The following is a 23,406-nucleotide window of genomic DNA, read 5'->3' on the forward strand; positions in this document are numbered from 1 at the left end:
TAGTTTTATGTTTTTACTGGATGACCCACATGGTGTTTGACCATGGTTTAGTTGCGTTTTTTAAGCACCTAATTTAGTAAACGAATCACGGGTAGAAAATTCAAGCGGAATTTTCGTAAGTCGTTAATAAACAAGTAATTAATTATAATCGGTGTTGTGCTTTCATTATTTTTTAAGTTCATCCTCAATCAAGTAAATAATTTTATTAGTTTCTGAAATTAGTCTTTTAAGTTTTGCTATTGCATCTTTGTTAATCCAGAAATGTATAGCAGCATTATTAATATATTCAATCTTTTTATTTCTTAAATGATTTGCATGTTCCAATAAATTTTGTTCTCCAAAAAGAAATGCTGATGTAGGTTCAAATCTCATTACATTATTGTTATAGGTAAATGGCGCATCGTTAGGCAAAGCCCATTCTGTGCTAATTCTAACTGATTCTGCTATTTCTTTATGTAAAGCATAATGTTTGACTAATTTGTCACGAAGTATTGTGTTTTGAATCACTTTTAAATTTCCTGTACTTGAAAGGTCGTCAAAAGTCGATGTGGATGACGAAAAAATGGGATAGATACTCCCATAAACAAGAAAATCATTCGCTGCAGAAACAATTGAACTATCAGTTGCTTTAGAAGAATTTAATTTAATGGATAAATTTTCAATTGTTTTAATCCCTTTTTCTAAATCAGAAATATTATTTTTAAAAGTATTAATATCTTCTTTGTTTTCTGATAGCAGACGTTCTAGGTACAAATGCTCTTGAACCACTGACTTTCTATTTTCATTCGCATTGTTAATTTGAAGTGCTATCAAAATTCCAATAACAACAAGAATTATTTCTCCAATGGCATATTTGAGATACTTTCCAGTTTTATTTTTCTCCATAAGGTCGTATCTAATTTTTCTAAAAAACTTAATCATAAATCTAATTTAAGCATTTAGTTTGTCCGCAAGCGGTTATCTCAATGAAATATCCAAAAGACATTCGATTTTGTTACACAAAATTAAGTTTAGATAATCTAAAGAATTTTATCATGGGTTATTGGTTTGTCAACATGAGGTCGCAAGGATTTTTGTATATGGGCCATTACTAGCAATGAATTATAAATATTGTCGTGTTTTCGTTATTTTTTCTCAATTTCTGATTCCACAATTGTCAGAAGCGATTTGCAGTCAGTCAACAGAGAATTGTAATTTCTAATTTGAAAGGTCAAAAGATTATATTTTCCATAAAGAGAATTTAATATAAATGGTTCATTCCTATAATCTTCTATATTTTTTTTAGGTAATTCTTTTTCATCCCTGAAATGGTCAAATTTTAGATAAAACGATTCAATTTCTCTTGAGTAATTTTTTAATGACTCATCAATTCCATTATTCATTTGTGTTGCCTTTTTATAATAATTGGTTAACTCATCGAAAATAGAATCATTTCTAAATAATCCAATTTGTCCTGTTGAAACCATATTATCATATAAAGATGTATTGGCAGAAAACTTAAAGTACTTATATCTAGAATTATTAACAAATGACAATTCCTTTGGATTACTAACTGTTAGAATTTCATTAGATAAAATATTTAAGTCTTGAAGTAATAAGCTATCGGAGTGTAAAATATTTTTAAGTGAAGATATGTCATCAATCAAGTTTAGACTTAATTTATGTAAAAACAATTGTTCTTTTATTCTATCTTTTCTTGTCTCATTCCAATTATTAATCTGTAGAGCGATTAAAATTCCAAGAACGACAAGAATAATTTCTCCAATAGCATATTTTAGATATTTTCCAATTTTATTTTTCTCCATAAGGTCGTATCTAATCTTTCTAAAAAACTTAATCATAAATCTAATTTAAGCATTTAGTTTGTCCGCAAGCGGTTATCTCAATGAAATATCCAATGGATATTCGATTTTGTCGCAAAAAATTGAGTATCGATAATCTAAAGAGTTCTATCATGGGATGGCGATTGGTTGTAATGAAGGGTAACGACCTTATACATAGTTAGTGTCATGGTTAAGCGCCTAATTTAGCAATTAAATCAAAGATAGAATATGCTTTAAGAATGTACGTAAGTCACTATTAAAAAAGCAGTTACTTATAATCATTTTTTGTAAAAGTTGTTATTTGATTAAACTAATATCATTCGGTAACATTTGATGATGCAACCTCTCGATGAAGTCTCCAAATGCCATCCTTACCTTTTTTTAATATGGCCAAAAAGTTATCTTTCAATTCAACAACCTTTCCTTCACTATTCGTGTAGTATACATGACTAACGCCAAAGTCATAAGCAATACTATCGGAAGCAATTATTGTTTCTTTAGGGAACATATTGATACTGTCGTAGGGGAATGGACCTTGATTTTTACTAATCTTATACATTTCACTCCAATCACTGCTTCCAGGTGAAATAGTCTTAACATCCTTTGTCACCATTTTACCAACGGTTTCGCCATCACTTTCTTTAACAGCTTTCATAAATGTCTGACGAGTTTTTTCTATGGATGCTAATTCTGCTTTAATATCAATGGTATTGACATTAGACGATTCTGGTTTACCTGTATTGTTCATATCGTTACAGGAAAAAAGAATCAGGACAAACAAAAGAATTATAGACATTCTCATATTTTAAAATTTTTTAGATTATTCAAAATTATTGCCAACCTATATGTGAATAAGGATGCTACGGGATTAAAGTTACATATTTTGTTTAAAACCTTGCTGTTACATATTGTTGTACGAAGTTTTTTATTCATTTTCATTTTTCGATTCGCCAAGGCGGGTTTAGTCGGTTTTCTCCACCATAAAATAATATGAGTTGATTTCCGTCAACGTCTTTTAGTCTAGCCTCTCTCCATAACCAACTTTGGTCGGTTGGTTCTTGGTCGAATTCAATTCCTTTTCTTTTTAAATTGTCAACTACCTCGTCAAGATTATCGCATTCAAAATACACATAGATACCATCTCCCTTTGGCAATTCGTCCGTTTGATGAATTGAAAAGGTCGAGTTTCCATTTGGACATTCAAATCGAACGTAATGTGGTAGAGATTTCACAATTAATTTAAGTCCCAATTTTTCATAAAAGGGGATTGATTTTGTTAAATCCAATGAAGGAACTGTTATTTGGTTCAAATTCATTTTTTCTCGTTTGGTTCACATTGCTCGCAACACGTTTGTATAAGATTAGTTGCGTGCTTAAACCCCTAATGTAGCAAATACAAACCGAATAGAAAATCCGCTAGGATTTTCAGAAGTGATTTAGAACAAGTTATTACCTACAGCCATTGTTACAGCCAGTTTTTGTTTCAAGTCATTGCTTCTATTTATTTCTAATCCAATAGTAAAGCAACATGCCATAAATCAAAATCACTACTATAATATTGAAGTGAATTGCCACAATGAACGATTACAGTTTCTTTATGAGGTATAATGTAAATATTCTGTCCAAGGTTTCCGTTTGCATAGAAATGGTAAGTACTGTCTTTATTAACATGACCCCACCATTGATACTTATAAAAAATTCTTTTGTCGCTTCTTCCAAACCATCTTGGATAGATATCACGGGGAATAGATTTGTTTTCTCGGGTAGATTCTAAAACCCAATCTTTTGATATTATTTGATTACCATACCAATTTCCTTCATTGAGCATAAGCTTACCAAATCGTGCATAATCAATTGCCCGTGCAATTAATCGACTTGGCATATATTCAAAGTTGGACTCTTTACTATCGATAGAGAAAAGGGCATCATACTCCATTATTTTTGACCACAATTTCTGTTCAAGATATTTGGAAACAGATTGATTGGTAGCTCTTTCAATAATCAATCCCAAATAGCTTGTATTATAATTGGCATATTGAAAATCTCTTCCCGGTTCGGATGAAATTTCTACGTTGTCAAGCAGCAGCTTTCGCACATTAGGGTGGTAGTAGCCAACCGCTTCATCATGCCAAGGAGAATGAATGTTAGTGAAAGGAATAAGACTTGTATTGTATTCAAGTCCAGAACGCATTTCAAGTAAATTTTTGATGGTTATTTTTCTAAAGCGCTCATCCCTTTCCAAAAGCTCAGGAACATATTTTGTTATTGGGTCATCTATGCTTGTTATAAGACCATCATCAATAGCAGCTCCAATTAAAAATGAAATAAATGACTTGGCCATAGATTGAGAGTGGAAATAGGAATCTCGGTTAAAGCCATTAAAGTAATTCTCATAAATAATGGTATCTTTTTTTATAACAATTAGTGCAGTGGTTTGCGACTCAATAGCCCACTCTTCAAAGCTATTAAATCCGGTTTTAGTAACCAGCTCACTAAATAGTGATTCAACATATTTATCCTTATGCTGAAAAATGAATGTATTGGTGCTTTTTGCTCCCTGAATCTCGTGATTTTCAAAGTTCTTATAATCATAAACATCAGGAACATTCATCCTTATAAGTCGATAAACATAGGTAGGTGTAAATTGAATAGATAGAATCACTAAGAGGATTAGTACAAATGAAAGTACTGTGAGTGATATAATTTTCAGGCATCTTTTCATTTAATGTTTTTGGATTTTTTGGCTTCAAAGGTATTTTATATGAAAAGTAGCAGATTTATTTGCTCTATTTTTCGGTTTGAAACAAAGATAACAGAAAAGAACCAAACTTCGGTTTAGCTCTTAACTGCTATTTTTTATATACATTGTTGTAGGTAGTCTTTTCAGATTTAGCTATCCAATTTAAAATAATTCTGTTATATAGCGACTTTAAAGAGATTATATATTTAATTTTTTCGAGTTCCAATATATTAATGCACCACCTGCTAAAGCAAGGTCTTTTAATAAATTTGTCATATACATTTGTGCCATTTCTCCACCTGCAACTACATCTGGTAAGTGAATCGTTAACACGAACACCAAAAGTAATACTGCTAGTAAAAAACTAGACCACTCATCCAGTTTTTGGATTATGATGCTAACTCCCGCTAAAATTAATGATAATCCTGTCAGGTATATCCAAAATACTCCTCCGGGTATTGGAACCATTCCTACCAATGCACTGGCATTCAAAAAGTGGAACAGTCCGAAAATTACCAATGGTGTTGCATATAGATATTTAGCGATTTCACTTATATTAAAAATTATTTTTTTCATTTTTAAGGTTTTAAAATTGTTGATTCGATTATTTTGTTTTATTGAACATATAACGCGCTATTTTCCAAGTTCCATTTTCTTTTTCAAAAACAAATAACTCTCTGTTTTCTTTTGTTACTGTTTCACCTGTTGCATGAATTAAGGTCGACCCTTTTGAGCTTGTCACTGCATATGCAAGTGAGTTCTCTATTGTGATTTCTTCTATGTAAAATTCTATGTTCAATTGTATTTGCGAGAACACGAAGTTATATGCACCTTTTATTTGTTCAGTGCCAATAGCAGAAGGCGCACCACTTGGCATAAAAATTCCATCTTTTGTATATAGTGACGTTGCTTTTTCTGCGTTTGAAGTATTCAGTGTTCCTTTGTAGGTCATTAATAAACTTTCGATTTCTTGTTTTGCTAATTTTTCCATGGCTCTTGAGTTTTTAGTTAAATTTTCTGATTTGTTTTGACAAGCACTTAAAATGGTAATTGCCATTAAAATAATTGCTAATTGTTTCATCATTTATAGTATTGATTATTAATATTACAAAGATGGGATGGAATGGTAAGATTTACCTATAAGGTACTTAAAGAAAGACTCTTAATGTATCTTAAGATTTTGCAATTTTTTTTCGAATTGTACTTAAGAATTCTGGCGTTACACCTAAGAAAGATGCGATTTGAACATTCGAAATACGGTTAAAGAAAAAGGGATAACGTTTCAAAAAATCGAGGTAGCGTTCTTCGGCAGTCGAACTAATATTTTGTAAAACACGTCTTTGGTATGTTACCAAAGCATTTTCTGTAAAGACTCTGAATATTTGATTGAATTTTGGATGATTGACAAACAAGTCTAATTGGTCTTGTTTTTTTATTTGAAGAATAACGGAATTCTCAATAGCCGCTATATATAATTTACTTGGTTCCTCTGAATGGAAACTTCCAATATCACCAATCCACCAATTCTCCACTGCAAATTGAATGTTATGTTCTTTACCTTTTTCATCAACAAAATACATTCTAAAACAACCTTCAACCACAAATGTGTTTAGTGTGCAAACATCACCTTCTTGAAGAATAAATTGTCTTCGTTTAACTCGACGTTCTTTAAACACTTTTTTTATAGCATCTATTTCCTCATTTTCAAGAGGTAGAATATTGGAAAAGTATTTCGTGATTGTTTCTGTGTTCATTTTTTTGATTACCTATAGCGGGATTTTATATGTTTAGATGTGTGGTTAAGCACGTAATTTAGCAAATAAAAACCGAATTGAAAGTTTGGGAGGATTTTCAGAAGTAGGCGAGAACAAAGCAATAAATTATATACGGTGTTGGCAATAGTGTTCCCTTATTAATTTAAAATCATATATAATAATAAGGGCTTGAGTATATACAGTCGTTTTCTACTATTAGTTTTTGTTATCTACTATTCTGCCTTTTTTATAAATTTCAAGATTATTTTTCCAATCATTTTTTTTTGATATTTGTGCAACTAAACTAGTACACAATAGGCATATAATAATGCTAAAGTAAATGGTTTTTTTATTCAATAATCTCATAATACTAATTGTTTTGCATGATGTTAAGTACGTCATATACTAACCGGATTGTACTTTTTGAAGCCTCTAACTGATTTAGAGTACCTGCTATATACGTATCTATTTCTGGGCAATACCATAAGAAAGAGGCGGTACTTCCTGTATGACCAATAAGCTGAAGGTCCGTGTTTAATTTATATAAGTCATTGAATGATACTTTTCTAATCCCATATCCGTATTCCATTCCAACAGTTTCATCAATCCAACTTTGCATTGCTAGACGTGTATTATTTTTTACAATTTTATCTGCATTGAAAGCTTCTAAAAAAGTTATAAGGTCTTTTGTTGTAGATACCAATCCACCACCACCCCAATCTGCACTTAAACTTTTGATGGATGATAGTTCAATGTCACCTACATAAAACTTAGCTATGGGTAATTGATTTTTTATAGCTGAAGATTTTAAATTAATGTAAGAATCATTCATCCCAAGAGGTTGAAAAATATGTTTTTTTAAAAACGCATTATAGGATAGACCACTTGCTTTTTCAATTATTAAAGCTAAAAGCACATATTCCGTATCTGTATACTGATAACTTTGACCAGGTATGAAATGAGGTTTCATTTTTTCTTTAGTAAATTCAATCATTTCATAAGGCGTCCAAAGCCTATTGGTATCTACTAGTAATTGATTGATAATATTTGGGCTACCATCAATTGTTACGTCAGTAAAATAATCGGGTAAACCCGAAGAATGCTGTAATAAATTAGCAATTGTAATTGCATTGGTGTAATCTTTACCATTAAAAAAGTGCATTTTTTTGAGTAGAGATTTTGGCAAATACTTACTTATCTTATCATCAAAATCTAATTTCCCCATATCCTTTAGAATCCCAATTGAAGTAGCCGTTAACATTTTGGTAATACTGGCTGTGTAAAAGGGACTATTGATACTTAAAGCATCTTCGTCAGCATTTTTACTTTGTACCAACTGGATATTTATCTCTTTAGATTTTGAGTATATATGAAGAAATGCACTTTTTATAGATTCTTTTTCTAACTCTGTTCTAAATCGTTGCGCAATATCATTATCTATAGATTGTTGCCCAGAAACTGTTATTAAGAAACTAAACAGGAATGTAATAGTTACTATATTTCGCATATCATTTTAATTTGATAGAATTAGCTATAAAGTTACACCTAAATATTAGAACCAACTGAAGCCCAAACCTATATTGAATGTTACCGCATCTCTATGTACATCACCATCTAAAAAGGTTCTACCCATTACTACTTTGGATTGCACATTCAATGCAAAGTTTTTCTTTTTGTAAAACTCATATCCTGTACTGGCCATAACTGCACAGCCAAAATTCCAATCATCATTAACATTGTCTTTTATATCGTAAAGTGCAGGTGAGTCAATCGCCAATCCAACACCTCCGTGTATCCACCAACGATCCTTTACCCAATATTGTATTGAGGGAATGAAACCTCCAAAATGCCTGTCGTTGTTATTAAATTCATAAATCATACCTGGCATAGAAGCAGTTATTGCTAAGTTATCGTTTAACATATACCCAAACTTTAATTCAGGAAAACTTAACGCACCTTGAGATTTGTCGAAAGTTTGAATGCCTTGGCTGTCTTCTACACCAATTACACCACCACCTAAACTAAACTCAAACATAAAGCCATCGGGTTTAAAAATTGTTTCATTTATTGAATTGTTTTGTGCAGTTACTACCATAGTGCATAATGTTAATGATATAAGTAGTATTGTAAATCTTATTTGTTTATTTCTTGTTCTCATTTTTATTACTTTTTTTCTATTAATTATTTTTTTTAAAATTTAAATCCTATGTAAAGGTTTGGTTCAAAAAGGAAGTAGTTTTTCCATTTCTTATCTAGTTCTTTAAAAGCTTGTGGTGTTTTTGAATCAAAATGCCATACATTACAATGAAACTGTGGTTCTATAAAAAATTGTTTCTTTTTACCAAAAGCAAAATGATAGCCCAAATGATATGAGTTGTAGAGTTTAAAACCATTTGTGATTTTTTTATTGTTTAAATCTTTATAGGTTTTATAAAGCGGTAAGACTTCTACAGTTGCAAATAGTCCTTTCCAAAGCATACGTTGATACGAGATACCAACTCCCGTTTCATGCAAGTAGCCAGGATAAAATTCAGTTTCAGAATCTATTTTATCAAGAAGTCCATCCCGCCATTGAATGCCCATGGGTTGAAACAATCGCCAAGTAGCAAATTTTACACCAACAATATTTTTTGAATCTAATTCACGCTTTACATGAAGTTCGATATGTTGGGTATTGGTTCTTTCTCCACCCTTACCAATGTTTCCTAAGATAATTGCTGGAAAGCTGACTCTGTATTTGAATTCCTTAGCATTGTCTGATACTAATTTCTTGTTGTTTTGTGCAAAAACACTTAGTGTGCAAAGTGTTAATCCGATAAATACTAGTTTTTTCATTTTAATTTGTTTTTAGTTTTTATGAATACAAAATTTACACTGCAAAGATTCGTTAGATTCTAGAGGCAATCGTTTTGAATTATAATTTGAAACCTTTTTACAATTCAGTACTTTTAGTTGCTATTCCATTTGTAAATAAAAAAGACCTAACATTTTGATTGTTAAGTCTTTTATTAGTTCTAAGGTTATTATCTTATAGCAAGGCTTCAGGATTAGAGGTAAGCTTTTCTACATTTTCAGTAATTTTTTTAATCTCCCAATCCCACCATTTTAACTGTAATAGTTTTGAAATGGTATCTTCAGAAAACCGCTTTTTAATTAGTTTAGCAGGATTACCCCCAACAATAGTGTAAGGTTCTACGTTTTTTGTCACCACTGCTTTTGATGCTATTATTGCACCATCACCAATATAAACACCTGGCATAATGGTAGCATCGTGACCAATCCAAACATCATTACCGATTATGGTATCACCTTTGGTTGGATAGGTTTTACCTTCCATAGCATCTTGCCAAGCACCACCAAAAATGGCAAATGGATATGCTGTTGAGGCTTCTGTTAAATGATTACCACCATTCATAATAAATGTTGCACCTGAAGCAATCATACAAAACTTACCTATAATGAGTTTGTCTCCAATAAAATCAAAATGATATTTTACATTTTTCTCAAAGTTTGAAACGTCTTCAAAATCATCATAATAAGTATAGTCACCCACTATAATATTCTGATTGTTAATATGATTCTTTAAAAAACAAAGTTTTTTATAATTGGGTAACGGAAATAGGGTGTTTGGGTTGGGTGCTTTCATAGAGACTTCATTTATTTTGATAATTTATAAAATACTACGGCTAAATATATGGTTATGATAGCCTGACATTTTTCAATTATGGTTTCTGCTAAAAGATTACCAATAGTGTTTAACATAAAAAAGAAAGCAAAAAACAATAGTATTCTTTTTATGGTTTTAGCTGTAAAAATTGGTTTTACCAGTCTGCTTTTCATAGAAAGAATTAAACCTATAAACAGCATTATAATTAATGACACGCCTTCCAAAATATACATTTCTGAAATAGATTTTATTTTACCACCCCAAACTATAGTGTATGAAATGATTTGAAGTAAAATCAGTACGTGAAATATGCAGTAGGCAACAATAATAATCAGAGCGATTTTCTGAGATAATTTCATTGTGATGTTTTTACTATACTCAAATCGTTTTAACTTCTTGAACATAAAAATCCTTTAAATGGTGCTCTCCATATGTTGGTGCTATATTATCCTCTGCCATAAGGGTTAAGAAAAACTCAATGGGCCCATAGGTTTTTACACTAGTAAAGGTTCTTAAACTCCAAATAGTTAGTTTTCTCATCCAATCTGGTAAATGAATGATTTTTATAGGTTTGTTCAAAGCATTTAAAGCCAATTTACTAATATCGTTAAGACTTAACACATCGGGTCCACCAATGGTAAATTCTTTATTGGTTTCCTCTAGATTATCCACAATAAATGTTGCCAAATCTTTACCGTGAATTGGGTTGAATTTTTGATTACCCGAGCCAAACAAATAAACCCGACCCGATTTTGCCATTTGCAAAAAATCTTTCATATCTGAAAAAAAACCGTTGGGTCTAATTATGGTATAGTTTAGTCCTGAAGATTTTAAGGCATCAACAAACTTTTCCTTGGCTTCAAATATTTTTAAATTCCGATATTTATTACCATTGATTGCTGAAACGTAAACAAAATGCTTTACACCTGCTTTTTTTGCTTCTTCCAGCAGATTCATATTGGCTTTATAATCTACATCTAAATATGTCAACCCATCTTTTTGCCTTGTTATACCTACTGTAGATATTACTGTATCTATTCCTTTGCAAATATCACGTAAGGTGTCAGATTTTGTTACTTCTGCTTGTTTAACCTCTAAAAAATTTTCGTTATTATTTTTTAGTTTATTTGGATTTCGTACAATGGCAAGAACTTGATTTTGGTTTTCAATTAAGGCGTTTAATACATAATACCCTAAATAACCTGTGGCACCTGCTAATAAAATGTTTTTATATCTACTCATAACTGTTCGTTTTTTGATTATTAATTAATTAAATGATGATGCAAAGATTCATCAGATAGTTAAAGCAATCGTTCTGAATTTTAATTTGAAACGAACTAAATAAGATGTGCTACGAATTGGCTTTTAACCAAGCCTTAGGGGTAATGCCCTCTGTTTTTTTGAAGTAAGTATTAAATACACTTTTAGAATTAAAGCCACTATCATAGGCTAATCCAAGAATGGTGAGGTGTGAATTTTTGGGGTCTAAAGCTATAGTTTTGAAATGTTTTAAGCGATACGAATTAACAAAGTCATTGAAATTAACGTCAAATGCTTGGTTAACTAAATAAGACATTTTATTTGTATTTAACCCTAAAACATCTGCTACAAACTTTAATGTTAATTGCGGATTTAAATACGGTTCGTCTTCCTTAAAATAAGAAAGTAATTCTTCTTTTAGAGTATTTATTTGTTGATTATCCAAAAGAATTGAATGTGATTCTTCTTGCTCTATTTGAAGGGGTTTAAAATCTTTTAAAACTAAATTTGACTGATGTAAGTCTAAAAAGCCATTAAAATTATGCAAGGGTTTAAAAAAAGGTTCTTGCCTAAAGTTGATGACTTGACCTCGCCTATGATTAATCATTTCCTTTAAACGTAAAAATCCTTTATCACTATGATTTGAATTGCTTAAAATAAACGCATCATATGGGACCAGCATTGTTTGATTAGGACTATTTATATTCCATTTATCAATAATTTGTTGCGGAACTGTAACTGCATTTTCATTAATAAGGCTAAACAATAATTTTTTTTCTTCGATGAGTGTAGTGTTGAGTATATGGGAAATAAACGCTTGCTTTTTGTTGAGCCATATCAAACAAAAGCATTTTAAATGATGTGCTAATTCTAATTGAGGATTCAGTGTTAAGGCGTAATTTACTTTTTCTAAAGCTTTCTCATATTTACCTTGATAGTAATAAATATGTGCTAAGGTGTAATAATTGTTAGCCGAAAGCGGATCTACCTCCAATAATTTGTTGGCATATTGTAAAGCATTATCAAAAAAGCCAAGCGCAATGAACAGTTCTGCCATAGCTTCTAAACCATCTATGTGATTTGAATTTATTTCTAATACTTTGTTTATATGTAGATAAGCATTTTTAAAATCCCATTCTTCCCAGAAAAATTTACCTACATAAGATAATGGGTATTCTGGTAAAGAGGTATCAATTTCTTTGGCGATTAATAAATTACTTATTGCCAAGTCCATCGCTTCTTGATAGGGCATATAGCCCCACATTGCTAATAAGCCATAACATTGCAAATTGGCATAGTAAGCTTTTGCATAATTCTTATCGAGTGCAATGGCTTGGTTGTAAAATGTAATAGCCTCTTTTATGCTTTCGGGTGTCCATTTTAATTGTAATGAACGCCCTTTTAAAAACAATTGATAAGCATCAATATTGTTTGTGGGTTGTTTAATGAGATGCTCTTGCAATTCAAAATGACCGAAATTGTTTCTGACCTCGTCTGCTATAGCCAAACTAATTTCGTCTTCTAATTCAAAAATGTTAAGCAGTTCTCTATCGTATTTTTTAGACCAATAATGTATACCGTCCACAACATCTATTAACTGTGCTGTTATTCTAACCTTATCTTGTGCTTTTTTTATACTCCCTTCAAGAATTGTATTTACACTTAATTGCTTACCAATTTCCCTGATATCAACATCCTTTCCTTTAAAGGCAAAAGATGAGGTTCTTGCAATTACTTTTAAGCCTTTTACTTTTGTGAGTGCATTAATAATTTCTTCAGTAATTCCATCGCAAAAATATTCGTTTTCAATATCACTGCTCATATTGACGAAAGGAAGGACTGCTATGGATTTTTGATTGTTCAAATTTTACAAAATTTAGCAGAATATATTACTTGCTTTTGTATACACGAATACTTACTCTTGCATTACTGGCAACGGTCTCGTATAACCGTCAGTTAAAGGATTAAAGTTACTAATTTTCGATTAAGTACTTAAGTTAGCAATTCTTGTTGGATTCGAACGTAGTCGAATCCGCTGTAATTGCGGTTATTCATGGTTGGCAAAAGTTGTTTTTGTATCTATTAATAAATCAATTATTTCTTCTAAATTGTACTCACCTTTTTGAACATAATAATTCCCATCCAAATCGATTAAAACATAACTTCCACAAGGATACTGAAGAGGAAGGAATATTTTTTCTATTGTTCCAAATTCATCTTTAATCCAATTCAGTTGCTTTCCGTATTCTTTAGTGCCTTCAAGTGATTTATACATAAAGAATTGACTTATATTTTTTACTTTTTTTAACTTTTTCAAGAACCGTTTGTAAGCAGCACGAGCATAAGATTTGTCTCCTGATGAGTTACATCTATCCAATCCGTGATAATAATTAATGATAATAAAATTATTGTTAGGTATTGTATCTCCAGAAATTGTTGAAAGTTCGGATTTTATTGAATTTAATAATTCATTTGAAATTTTTCCTTTTCTAATTCTTTGAACCTTAACATTAGCAATCAAAGTATCTAATTCAAATCGAAGATTGTAAAATTTATATGGTTCGTATGTTTTTTTAAATTCAGCTTGCGTAATTTGAAATAAGTCGTCATTCAGATATATTTCTTTTTTCTGAGCGAATGTCAAGACAGCACTAAATCCAAATATAAAAGTCAATAATTTATTTCTCATCTCAATTTTGTCAACGTGTTTGGCTATGGTTTCGTTGCGTGTTTTAGCAACTAAATTAGTAAACAAAAACGAATGCGAGAAAATTCATAAGGAATTTTCCAAATAAACACTTGCCAAAGCAATTACTTATACAAGTTGTTGCCAATAGTGTTTTTTTCTAAATAGGTTTTATCTAATGCTTTTGCTATTTCGATTGCTTCTTTCACAACTTCTTTTGGGTAATCGTTAATTTCTAGTATTCTAATAGCATTCCTGTTTTTTAGTTTTCCGCCTTTTAGTTTGTAATCAAATCCGACGGTTTTGTCGTTTACTGTTTCACTAAAATGATACAGTTCATATTCACTCGAAAGCATATCTGTTAATTCTATGTCGTGAGTTGAAACTAATATTTTATTATTATTCTTTGTTAAAGCGGATAAAATAGATTTTCCAGCAGAAATTCGCTCCACTGTATTTGTGCCTTTAAATATTTCATCTAATAGAAAGAGGTTTTTATTTCCGTTTTCACTCTCTTTCAGCATTTCCTTAATGGTAAGTACTTCTTCAAAATAGTAGCTTTTATCGTTCATCAAATCATCACTTATTCTAATAGCCGAAAATACTTTTAACAAGGGAAAAGTTATTGATTTTGCAAAACAAGTATTAATGGTTAATCCAGTTATTACATTTAGCCCAATGGCACGAATAAAAGAAGTTTTTCCAGACATATTTGAACCTGTAAGAAGTATGGATTTTTCCGCAATTTCAATGCTGTTAGGTGTGCAATTAAAAATTAAGGGGTGACTGATGTCTTTTGCAATGATTTTATCTTCATCATTAATAATTGGTAAACAATACATTTCAAGTCCTTTTCTTAAAGATGCTATTGAAATTAGCATATCAATATGCCCAACAAACTTAAAAACACTTTCTATGTCGCCTCGTTTGGTATTTAGTCTTTTTAGAACACCAAATAACAATAATGGCTCAAGCAAAAACATGGTTTTAAAAATCTCAAATACAAACCAAGCTATGATTTCAAATTCTCCCTGAAGTTTGGCTTCGAGTGAAAAAAATGACATTCTATTTTTAACATCATTTATTAATTTCACTGACTTTGGTAAGTCAGGATTTATTTTTTTAAATAACGGGATGGTAAAGAAATAAGAAGCGATATTATTTAGTCTTAAAAGTTGTGGAATTGAACCTACGTATTGAACTAAATTATTTTTATTCCAATAGTGAAGCACAAAATTCACGCAAAAAATCCCTAATAGAACTATGAAAAATATAGGGTTGAAAAACCCTAAAATCAGTGACATTAAATTAGCAAAAGACAATAATTTTATTACAAAAAACCATTTTGGCGGATTAAGATGCTCTTCTTGAAATAATGTGTTTATGTAGTATGCATCTTTATGGTTTAGTTTTTCAAGCTTTTTTTGAACCGAAATTCTTAATTCGGGATTTTTTGATAATTCAGTTAATATTTCTTCGTTGAGCTTGGTTTGTTTTTCGTTTAATTTTATCGTGCGAAGATGATTGTAAAAGTATTGTTGACCAACTTTTGAATTAGTTCGGTCGAGAAACATAAACAAGTCATCAAAATCCAAGTCGTTACAAGTTTTGTCTGATAATACTTGATATGTATTTGAATTGTCTTTATTTCTAAAGTATTTTTCAATGCTGTCAAAGTCAAAGGAATCATCTTTCAGTTTTCCAAATGATTCTTTTAACCTTTGATTTAACTCTTTTTTTCTATTGAATTTTATTTGAGAAAAAGTGTATTTAATTTGAAATATTATGTCTTTTATCATTAAACAATTAGTGTAGAATTTCTATTTAATGTTACAAAAGATGTTCAGTTTATTGCTCATCTGTTGAATTTTAGCGAGGTGTTTTACATTACTGGCAACGGTCTGGTATAACCGTCAGTTAAAGGATTAAAGTTAATGATTTTCGGTTTGGCACTGACGTTAGCAAATCTGAGTGGATTCGAACGTAGCCGAATCGGCCGTAATTGCGGTTATACATTGTTGTGCTTTCGTTATTTTTAATTCTCATTTAGGAATTCGTTAATTTGTTCAATTAAATGTCTCGAATTTTCTAATGAAAATTCCAATTCTTGTTTAGTTTCGGTAAATAGAATTCTTTTAAAATTACTTATACCTTGAAAAGTGGCAGCTATATGTCCATAATTAACATTTTCCCAAACCAGCGAATCAATTAAAGCACCTTGGTCATGTATTTTCGTAACTCCAAATGTATAATTATCAACATAAGAAGTTACTTTACCTTGATAATCGGTAGTGGTTTTTTCAACTCTGTTCATGAGAGAGGCTTTCTCATTATAGAAATTTTTTATGTTCGTTTTTAATGGGTCAGACAGATTTTCAAGTAGTCCTGTTTGGATTAAGCTATTATAGGTATTTGTGTTGTATGGAATTTGAACGACCCAATTTGGATTGAACTCAAATCTCATTATTTGAATTAAAGTGTCTACTGTGGCTTTAGAATCAGCAACTCTTGTTCTTAAAGATTCATTTAAATCAAACTGTTCATTAATAAAGGGAAGTCTTTTCTTAATTAATAGAGTGTCTTGTGACAAGTCATTTTTTAAAGCAACCAATGAATCTTTTAATCTTATATCAGTTTTACGGTTTTCATTCCAATTATTAATTCCCAACGCGATTAAAATCCCAATAACTACAAGTACAATTTCTCCAACAGCATACTTTAAATATTTTCCAGTTTTACCTTCCGAAAGTAGTCGCTGTCTAATGTTTCTGAAGAACTTAATCATACTCCTAGTTTTTTAATTTTTCCGCAAGCGGCTATCTCAACCAAAGGTCTACCAGACCTTTGATTTTGCTTTACAAAATTGTGTTTCGATAATCTAAAGAATTTTATCATTGGTTAGCGATTTCAGTAATGAAGAACAACGTGCTTGTATATGGTTAGTGGCGTGTTTTAAGCACCTAATTTAGCAAATACTAACCAAATAGAAAATCCGCGAGGAATTTTATTAGTAGGCTAGGACTAGCAATGGATTATACACGATGTAGGCATACGTTTTTAGGAATGAATCCTTGGAGATGTATTTAAAAATCAAAAACAATAGGTAAGGTGCAATTACCAATACCAGAACAGTAAGGGGTAAATAATCGATTAAATCGTTTTTATAATCAAATAAATATTCTATGAGTTAAGTTCAAGATACATAAGGCACAAACAAACCAGCAATGAATATAATTAACAACACAATTTTAATATAATTGTTTAGTGTTTGTTTTCATTTTATCCTGGTATTTTTTATTTTTCAGCGTAGATGCTTTTTGAAGGGCCATATTTTTCAGTGTGCTCTTTGGCCATTTTTTGCCCTTTACTAATTTCTAAATGCGAGATATTAAAATGATTGATAAGATTCCAAGATCTACGATAGCGCTCATCAGGATCTTGAGCTGACAAAAGCATCCATTTATATGCAATTGATAGATCATTAAGCGAGTCATTTAAATAGTTTTGGTATTCTGCGCCTAAAGAAAATTGAGCTTCAGAATAACCTTCTAAAGCTAATTTTTTCAATACCTCAATTGGACACTCGTATTTACTATATCTCAACTGACTTAAAAGAAAGGTTGCTTTATCATGACCTTGCTCTGCGGCCATTAAAAGCCATTTTTCGGCTTCGGCTCTTTTTTTTGGACTACCATACTGATAACCAAAGTATGCCTTGCCCATTTTAAATTGTGCTTCTGTATCTCCATTTTCGGCTTGAACTTTTAATTCTGAACTAACTTTTTGAGCATTAATCTTCAATGAGATAAAAATGGATAGTGTAAATGACAAAAACAATAGTTTAAAACTTCTAATCTTCATAATATCATTGCTTTAATAGGGGTTGTAAAACAATATGGTCTTCAAAACCTGAATAATAATTTGCTAAATGGCCTTTTGAGGCAGGCCATTTAATAGAGCTTGGTATCACTTTTATAAAAAGGGTATTATCTTCATTTTTTTCTAATGTCCATACCGAAAAGAAATAGCCCGACATCATATAGAGATCAGGAATATATGAATGTTTTTTCTTCTTCTTTTTTTTACCTAAAGGTTCAATTTCTTCAGATTCGATACCAATTAAAATAACCTTTAAAGTGTCATCTTCATTGTAAATATAATTGTATTTATAAGTGAAATTTAATTTATAGGAATCCTTAATATTAAGATTAATAATTAACTTACCGTTGTTAAAATTATACAAGTGAACAATAGAATCTTGTTCAACTAAATAAGTGCCTTCCAGATTTTTTAAAGATTGAGCATATAACGAAAAGTTAAAGAATAGCGAAAAACCAAAGAGGGAAGAGATGAGCTTCATGGTATAAACTTGAAAACAACTAAAGGTAATCTATTTTTAATCAGGCTGTTTTAGGAAAGTTCATTTTTTTTTAATGTGTGTCAAGGGTTACTGTATGAAAAGTAGGCTATTACGAATCATAAATATTTCGACTAAGTACAAGGTTTGATAAGGGCCAAAATCTGTCAGCACACTGCTATTTCCCCTATTTTTTATATGCATTGTTATGCATAGTTATTTCTTATAATTCTAAAAAAAAATTTCAAGCGTGAGATAAAACGGGAAACATCCAGTGTTTATTTGTAGAAAATTCAAATGTATTTTTCAGCATAAAAAGCGTGTCTGTTCCCTTTAATACATGTTTTTCAAACCCCTCATCATTTAAAGGTGTAAACCCTAAAATTACCCGCAGAATTCTTTTGTCAGAGATGCTCTGAATCACCTTATTGATATTTACTGGGTTAATTGAGAAAATATCATCGAGATACACAGTGTCATTTTCAAAGTCTGCGATGGCGATTGCATCAAGTTCTTCTATATAATAGATGCTATTTTTTTTAAACCAATTACAATAAAACATAATCAGAGAAACATTATTTCTCATAGATATCTTAGCAATCGGGTTAGAATCTTTAATTTTTCCCACTAAAAAAGTGACATCAGCCGGGTCTTCCATGTTCAGTTTTTTCCAGGCTGATGAATCGCTGTGTTTATCTATGATTTTCGAGTGTTGATATTCTTCTGCAACCTTGAAACCGAACTTTGGATAAAAATCAAGCACACTGTCATTTGCGAAGAGATAAACAAAATCAGACCTATCTTTCCATTCAGGCAATATCCTTTCCATCAAGTACTTGTTAAGTCCTCTATTCCTGTATTTTTCGTCGGTCATTACGGTACCAATTTGAATTCCCAACTTTCGCGCACCTTCAATAACAAATTCAATCTTGTTAATTGAAACATTGGATACAATCTTGTCATTATGTATCAGCGAATAGGGAATATAATAGTCACTCCAGAAACCATCATGGTACCAATTTTCTAAACTGAAGCCAAAGACGGCTTCTGTTAAACTATTGAAACTTGCTCTTAATTTTTGATCATGTTTAAAATCTCTAGCAAATCCATAAGTAATATTATTGTGTTTTATAAGTTCCATCAATTTTTAATCTGGTATTCTAAACCTTTTTGTAATTATGCATAACGTTCTCTTATAATCATCAGTTACGGGTTTTGATTTACTAATTATTGGCTAAGCTCTGACACTTGAAATTCCGAGTGGATTCGGACGTATTCGAATACGCCGTAATTGCGGTTATACATGGTTGGCAATAGTATTTTTTATTATGATTTCATTCAGCTTTTGATAATCAGATTCCGCAATTTCTTTTAAGTCAAACGTAAAGATTTTCCCATTATTTTGTGTTATTACCAACTTTTGGTCGTCCAATTCTGTCTTTTTAATATTGTCAAACATTATTGATTTTCCCAAAAAGGAATTAATTCGGATAGTCATACCTTTTTTATTCCATTGTACGTAATTATTATACCAAAACATTCTGCTGAAAAATAGACCTTGAAGCAAAAATCCAATTGCGCTTAATCCTTTATTTATTTTCGGGTTTTCAAATGGAATAAGTTCCAATACACCAAAAAGTAAAAAAATAATTGATAGAATAAGAATCGTTATTAAAAACCAACTTTTACTGATATTATCAAAATGTATTCTTTTCATTTATGTTTAGTTTATATTATTGCCAACGGTCTCGTATAAGAGGAGTAGCGAAGGTTAGCCATTAATTTTGCAAGTATGTACCAAACTTAAAATCCGCGAGGATTTTCAGAAGTAGGCGAGAACAAGCAATCACTTATAGCCATTGTTGTGCTTTCGTTTTAATTGAATTCTCCATGATCTACATCTTTAATAAATCTTATTACCGCGGGGAAAAAAGTTTCAGGGTCATCAAATTGAGATAGATGGCTACCATTGGTGGTAATACTGCGACCATTTTGTACTTGAGATGCCATCCACTCCATATATTTTGGGTCCATGGTGTCATATTTAGCACCAAGTATTAAGGTTGGCACTTTAATTTCTTTTAGTCTATTGGACACATCCCAATTCTTTAATGATGCATTACCTGTCATTCCAAATTCACTGTGGCCTTGCATAAAAATGTAAATATTTGTATTTAAATGTTCAAAAAGTAAGTTTATTGATTTCGGCCATTTTTCTAAAGGCATTCTCAAAATATGTTCGGTATAATAATTATTCATTAAAAGCTCGCTATATTTTGGATTTTCAAAATCATTGTTTTTTTCCATTTCCATAATTTCTTTAAAAACTTCAGGGTCCATTTTTGGGCCTAAAACCTCATTAGCATATTTGGTATAGGCTGGTGCACTAGCCATCATATTTGAAATGATAAGTCCTTTTAGATTCTCCTGATATTTTAAGGCGTATTCCATAGCCAATATTCCACCCCAAGACTGTCCAAGTAAATAAAAGTTGTCTTTATTTAGATTTAAAGCTTTTCTAACTTGTTCAACTTCTTCCACAAAGTGTTCTGTAGTCCATAGTGTTGAATCATTAGGTTTGTCACTATAATAGGAATCGAGTTGGTCGTAATAAATATATTCAATTTCTTCATTTGGTAAGTAACCATCAAAATTTCCAAATTCTTCATGAGTTCCACCAGGACCACCGTGAAGCAGTAATACACGCATTTTGGGATTATTTCCCATACGTTTTGTATAAACATTAAAAGTGCCTTTTGGCGTTTCGATAGGAATCATTTTAATTCCACCAGTAACCTGGTCATCATTATTGGAATAATCAAAGTAACTTCCCTTGTCTGTTGTTTCATTTTTATTTTGCTTATCAACACAGCTCATAATGAGAAGTAGAATAATAAGCGCAGAAAATGTTAAATATTTCATGACTGTATTTATTTTGGTTAGTGTTTTATTTAATGAACCATAACGTGGTTGGCTATGGTTTCGTTGCGTGAAAATCCGCTTTGATTTTCCGCCGAAACCGAAAGATAGCAAATTGCAATGAATTCCGATTACGAATTCAGCCAGAATGAGCTATACACGATGTTGTGCTTAAGTTATTTTAATAAATTAATTACTAAGCTCTTTTTTAAGTTGGGCACTAACTTTCTTCATGCGTTTTGTATGTGTATTCAGGTAATTTTTGGTTATTTGAGCTCTAGCTCTTATATTTCTTAATAATTCCAAGAAATCAATATTACTATAAAGGTCTTTAGGAAACTTTTTTAAAACTTCCACTTTTCCATTAATCTCTTCTGTAAAAGGAGGACTTAAGAATGCTTCTAAATCATCTATATCTTCATCATATTGTCTATCTGCAAATGCAACCAGTTCTTTGTTATAAGGAAAATGAAAATCATAAAATTCTATTAAACTATTTCGAAGGCTATCATTAGATAATTTGTCCAATCCAGAAGATTTTAATGCTTCAAATGGTCCTGGATTATATTGATATAAAATACCTATCCGTAATCCATACCATCTGGAATATCCCTTATCATAAAGTGTATCGTTGAATTCTGTTTTGGAATTGTGAATATCATCAATGAAAGTTGTTGAGACACTATCCAAACGGTCTAATCTATCAATCATTCTTTCAAAGTGTTTTAAATCATAATCTAAAGCTTTGTTTATTTCGGAAAGCATTTTTGTTTCATATGCTTTATCTTTTTTCGTTTCATTTTGATTATTAATTTGTAGCGCAATCAATATTCCAATAACAACAAGAATAATTTCACCAATTGCATAAAGAAGGTATTTGGTGAACTTGTTTTTAGAGAGTAATTTTTGTCTAATTTTTCTAAAGAATTTTATCATTGGTTAGTATTTAGTTATAATGAAGGTTACATTTAGTATAGTGCGTGTCCCGAAGGGTATGCACTATAAACCTAGTTGTGCGTTCGTATTTCTTTTCAATGCCATTTATCAAATGTTTTCCCGTTGAATTTATAAACCCCACCTTCTGCCATTCCAAAAAGCAAGTTTTTGTTTTGGTCTTCATAAATGTCATATACCATTTGAGATTTCAATTTTGGGTCAATTTTATAATTTGTCAACGTTTTACCGTCATATTTCCAAGCTCCTGAATCTCTATCTCCAAACCAAATATTTCCTTGACTATCTTCTACAATGGCAAAAACTGCTTGTAGTCCTGTGTTTTTAACAAACTGTTTACTTAGCGCGTTCGCTTCAAACTCATTCATTGGTATTAATAAACCCTGCTCTTTGGAAAAGTTAATGATTGAGTTTCCACTTTTAAGCATAACGCCAATTCCGTTATTTCCAATCCACAATCTTCCTTGTGAGTCTTCGAGAATACTTCTTACGTGCATTTTTTCAGAGTCCTTTGTAAGTCTTAGTGTTTCATCATTAATTGTCGTTAACTCACTGCCGTTGTAACCAAAAACACCTGCATAAGTGCCTAACCATAGCATGTTGTTTTTCCCTTTTGAGATATCAGTTACGGCATATAAGTTACCTGAACTAATGACTTTAGGATTTGGAAATGCTAAATAATTTAATTTTTGCCCATCATATCTATAAACACCCTGCTGAGTCCCTGCATTAAACCATTGGTCGTTGTCAGTTTTTGCCCATTCGGTTTCTGAATTTCCATTTACTGGGTGGGTTTTAATACTTATCCTATCGTAACTACTCACGCCATTAGCCGTTCCAAACCAAATAGTTCCATTCTCATCTTCCTGAATGGAACGAATTTGATTATCTGCTAATCCTTCGTTAGTTGTAAAATATTCAAAAGATTTTCCATTATAAAAACTTACACCTTCATTATGACTTCCAAACCAATAATTGCCTTTGCTGTCTTGAAAGATAGCTCGTATTCGAGAAGTGAATTTTAAGGTATCGGTTTGTGAAGTTACGAACAATTCAAGGTTGTTAGCCTCTTTTCCCGTTGATTTCTTTTCAACGCAGGAAAAGTTTAGTGTCAATATGAATATTAAGTAAATCAATTCTATTTTTCTGTTCATTTCGGGTTTTACTTATATGACGCACAACGGTCTCGGCTATGAGTAGTTGCGTGGGTTAGTACTTAACTTTGCAAGTACGCACCAAGTTGAAA

General features: G+C 31.2%; 25 protein-coding genes. All 25 read right to left on the bottom strand.

The window, feature by feature from the left end; genetic code table 11:
• Nucleotides 1–165: 165 nt before the first annotated feature.
• Nucleotides 166–921, bottom strand: coding sequence for a DUF6090 family protein (locus ABD963_RS05810; protein ID WP_345276013.1), 756 nt, complete (start codon nucleotides 919–921; stop codon nucleotides 166–168).
• Between the two features lie 203 nt (nucleotides 922–1,124).
• Nucleotides 1,125–1,805 carry a DUF6090 family protein gene (locus tag ABD963_RS05815; protein ID WP_345276014.1) on the bottom strand — a complete coding sequence of 227 codons (681 nt, stop codon included), beginning with the start codon at nucleotides 1,803–1,805 and terminating at the stop codon, nucleotides 1,125–1,127.
• Nucleotides 1,806–2,139: 334 nt separating this feature from the next.
• Nucleotides 2,140–2,625, bottom strand: a complete 486-nt coding sequence (locus tag ABD963_RS05820; RefSeq protein ID WP_345276015.1) for a YybH family protein — start codon at nucleotides 2,623–2,625, stop codon at nucleotides 2,140–2,142.
• Nucleotides 2,626–2,758: 133 nt separating this feature from the next.
• Entirely contained in the window at nucleotides 2,759–3,139 is a 381-nt protein-coding gene (locus ABD963_RS05825; protein WP_345276016.1) for a VOC family protein, read from the bottom strand.
• Nucleotides 3,140–3,330: 191 nt separating this feature from the next.
• Nucleotides 3,331–4,545, bottom strand: a complete 1,215-nt coding sequence (locus ABD963_RS05830) for a serine hydrolase domain-containing protein (RefSeq protein WP_345276017.1) — start codon at nucleotides 4,543–4,545, stop codon at nucleotides 3,331–3,333.
• Nucleotides 4,546–4,761: 216 nt separating this feature from the next.
• The gene (locus ABD963_RS05835; protein ID WP_345276018.1) at nucleotides 4,762–5,139 is read right to left on the bottom strand and encodes a DoxX family protein; all 378 of its coding nucleotides are present in this window, start codon (nucleotides 5,137–5,139) and stop codon (nucleotides 4,762–4,764) included.
• A gap of 28 nt (nucleotides 5,140–5,167) precedes the next feature.
• The gene (locus ABD963_RS05840) at nucleotides 5,168–5,647 is read right to left on the bottom strand and encodes a YybH family protein (RefSeq protein WP_345276019.1); all 480 of its coding nucleotides are present in this window, start codon (nucleotides 5,645–5,647) and stop codon (nucleotides 5,168–5,170) included.
• 88 nt (nucleotides 5,648–5,735) lie between these two features.
• Nucleotides 5,736–6,317 (bottom strand): Crp/Fnr family transcriptional regulator, encoded by a 582-nt coding sequence (locus tag ABD963_RS05845; protein ID WP_345276020.1) that lies wholly within the window; start codon nucleotides 6,315–6,317, stop codon nucleotides 5,736–5,738.
• A 370-nt stretch (nucleotides 6,318–6,687) separates the two neighbouring features.
• Nucleotides 6,688–7,824 carry a serine hydrolase domain-containing protein gene (locus ABD963_RS05850; protein ID WP_345276021.1) on the bottom strand — a complete coding sequence of 379 codons (1,137 nt, stop codon included), beginning with the start codon at nucleotides 7,822–7,824 and terminating at the stop codon, nucleotides 6,688–6,690.
• Nucleotides 7,825–7,869: 45 nt separating this feature from the next.
• Complete coding sequence (locus ABD963_RS05855) at nucleotides 7,870–8,475, bottom strand: hypothetical protein (protein ID WP_345276022.1); 606 nt, start codon at nucleotides 8,473–8,475, stop codon at nucleotides 7,870–7,872.
• Nucleotides 8,476–8,507: 32 nt separating this feature from the next.
• The gene (locus ABD963_RS05860; protein WP_345276023.1) at nucleotides 8,508–9,152 is read right to left on the bottom strand and encodes a hypothetical protein; all 645 of its coding nucleotides are present in this window, start codon (nucleotides 9,150–9,152) and stop codon (nucleotides 8,508–8,510) included.
• Between the two features lie 193 nt (nucleotides 9,153–9,345).
• Nucleotides 9,346–9,963, bottom strand: a complete 618-nt coding sequence (locus tag ABD963_RS05865) for a CatB-related O-acetyltransferase (protein WP_345276024.1) — start codon at nucleotides 9,961–9,963, stop codon at nucleotides 9,346–9,348.
• Between the two features lie 11 nt (nucleotides 9,964–9,974).
• Complete coding sequence (locus ABD963_RS05870) at nucleotides 9,975–10,343, bottom strand: hypothetical protein (RefSeq protein ID WP_345276025.1); 369 nt, start codon at nucleotides 10,341–10,343, stop codon at nucleotides 9,975–9,977.
• Between the two features lie 19 nt (nucleotides 10,344–10,362).
• A complete protein-coding gene (locus tag ABD963_RS05875) occupies nucleotides 10,363–11,226 on the bottom strand; it encodes an SDR family oxidoreductase (protein ID WP_345276026.1) in 864 nt (287 codons plus the stop codon).
• 109 nt (nucleotides 11,227–11,335) lie between these two features.
• A complete protein-coding gene (locus tag ABD963_RS05880; protein WP_345276027.1) occupies nucleotides 11,336–13,108 on the bottom strand; it encodes a helix-turn-helix domain-containing protein in 1,773 nt (590 codons plus the stop codon).
• A gap of 183 nt (nucleotides 13,109–13,291) precedes the next feature.
• Nucleotides 13,292–13,933, bottom strand: coding sequence for a hypothetical protein (locus ABD963_RS05885; protein ID WP_345276028.1), 642 nt, complete (start codon nucleotides 13,931–13,933; stop codon nucleotides 13,292–13,294).
• A gap of 122 nt (nucleotides 13,934–14,055) precedes the next feature.
• Nucleotides 14,056–15,729, bottom strand: coding sequence for a MutS-related protein (locus ABD963_RS05890; RefSeq protein ID WP_345276029.1), 1,674 nt, complete (start codon nucleotides 15,727–15,729; stop codon nucleotides 14,056–14,058).
• A gap of 236 nt (nucleotides 15,730–15,965) precedes the next feature.
• Entirely contained in the window at nucleotides 15,966–16,715 is a 750-nt protein-coding gene (locus ABD963_RS05895) for a DUF6090 family protein (protein WP_345276030.1), read from the bottom strand.
• A gap of 509 nt (nucleotides 16,716–17,224) precedes the next feature.
• The gene (locus ABD963_RS05900; protein ID WP_345276031.1) at nucleotides 17,225–17,791 is read right to left on the bottom strand and encodes a tetratricopeptide repeat protein; all 567 of its coding nucleotides are present in this window, start codon (nucleotides 17,789–17,791) and stop codon (nucleotides 17,225–17,227) included.
• A 4-nt stretch (nucleotides 17,792–17,795) separates the two neighbouring features.
• On the bottom strand, nucleotides 17,796–18,290 hold the full coding sequence (locus tag ABD963_RS05905; protein ID WP_345276032.1) for a hypothetical protein: 495 nt from the start codon (nucleotides 18,288–18,290) through the stop codon (nucleotides 17,796–17,798).
• Nucleotides 18,291–18,531: 241 nt separating this feature from the next.
• On the bottom strand, nucleotides 18,532–19,428 hold the full coding sequence (locus ABD963_RS05910; RefSeq protein ID WP_345276033.1) for a GNAT family N-acetyltransferase: 897 nt from the start codon (nucleotides 19,426–19,428) through the stop codon (nucleotides 18,532–18,534).
• Nucleotides 19,429–19,584: 156 nt separating this feature from the next.
• Nucleotides 19,585–20,004 carry a hypothetical protein gene (locus tag ABD963_RS05915; RefSeq protein WP_345276034.1) on the bottom strand — a complete coding sequence of 140 codons (420 nt, stop codon included), beginning with the start codon at nucleotides 20,002–20,004 and terminating at the stop codon, nucleotides 19,585–19,587.
• A gap of 158 nt (nucleotides 20,005–20,162) precedes the next feature.
• Entirely contained in the window at nucleotides 20,163–21,209 is a 1,047-nt protein-coding gene (locus ABD963_RS05920) for a proline iminopeptidase-family hydrolase (protein WP_345276035.1), read from the bottom strand.
• Nucleotides 21,210–21,395: 186 nt separating this feature from the next.
• Nucleotides 21,396–22,142, bottom strand: a complete 747-nt coding sequence (locus ABD963_RS05925) for a DUF6090 family protein (protein WP_345276036.1) — start codon at nucleotides 22,140–22,142, stop codon at nucleotides 21,396–21,398.
• A gap of 95 nt (nucleotides 22,143–22,237) precedes the next feature.
• Complete coding sequence (locus ABD963_RS05930; RefSeq protein ID WP_345276037.1) at nucleotides 22,238–23,314, bottom strand: ligand-binding sensor domain-containing protein; 1,077 nt, start codon at nucleotides 23,312–23,314, stop codon at nucleotides 22,238–22,240.
• Nucleotides 23,315–23,406: the final 92 nt, after the last annotated feature.

It is taken from the genome of Litoribaculum gwangyangense, from assembly GCF_039543505.1.
Lineage (GTDB): Bacteria > Bacteroidota > Bacteroidia > Flavobacteriales > Flavobacteriaceae > Litoribaculum > Litoribaculum gwangyangense.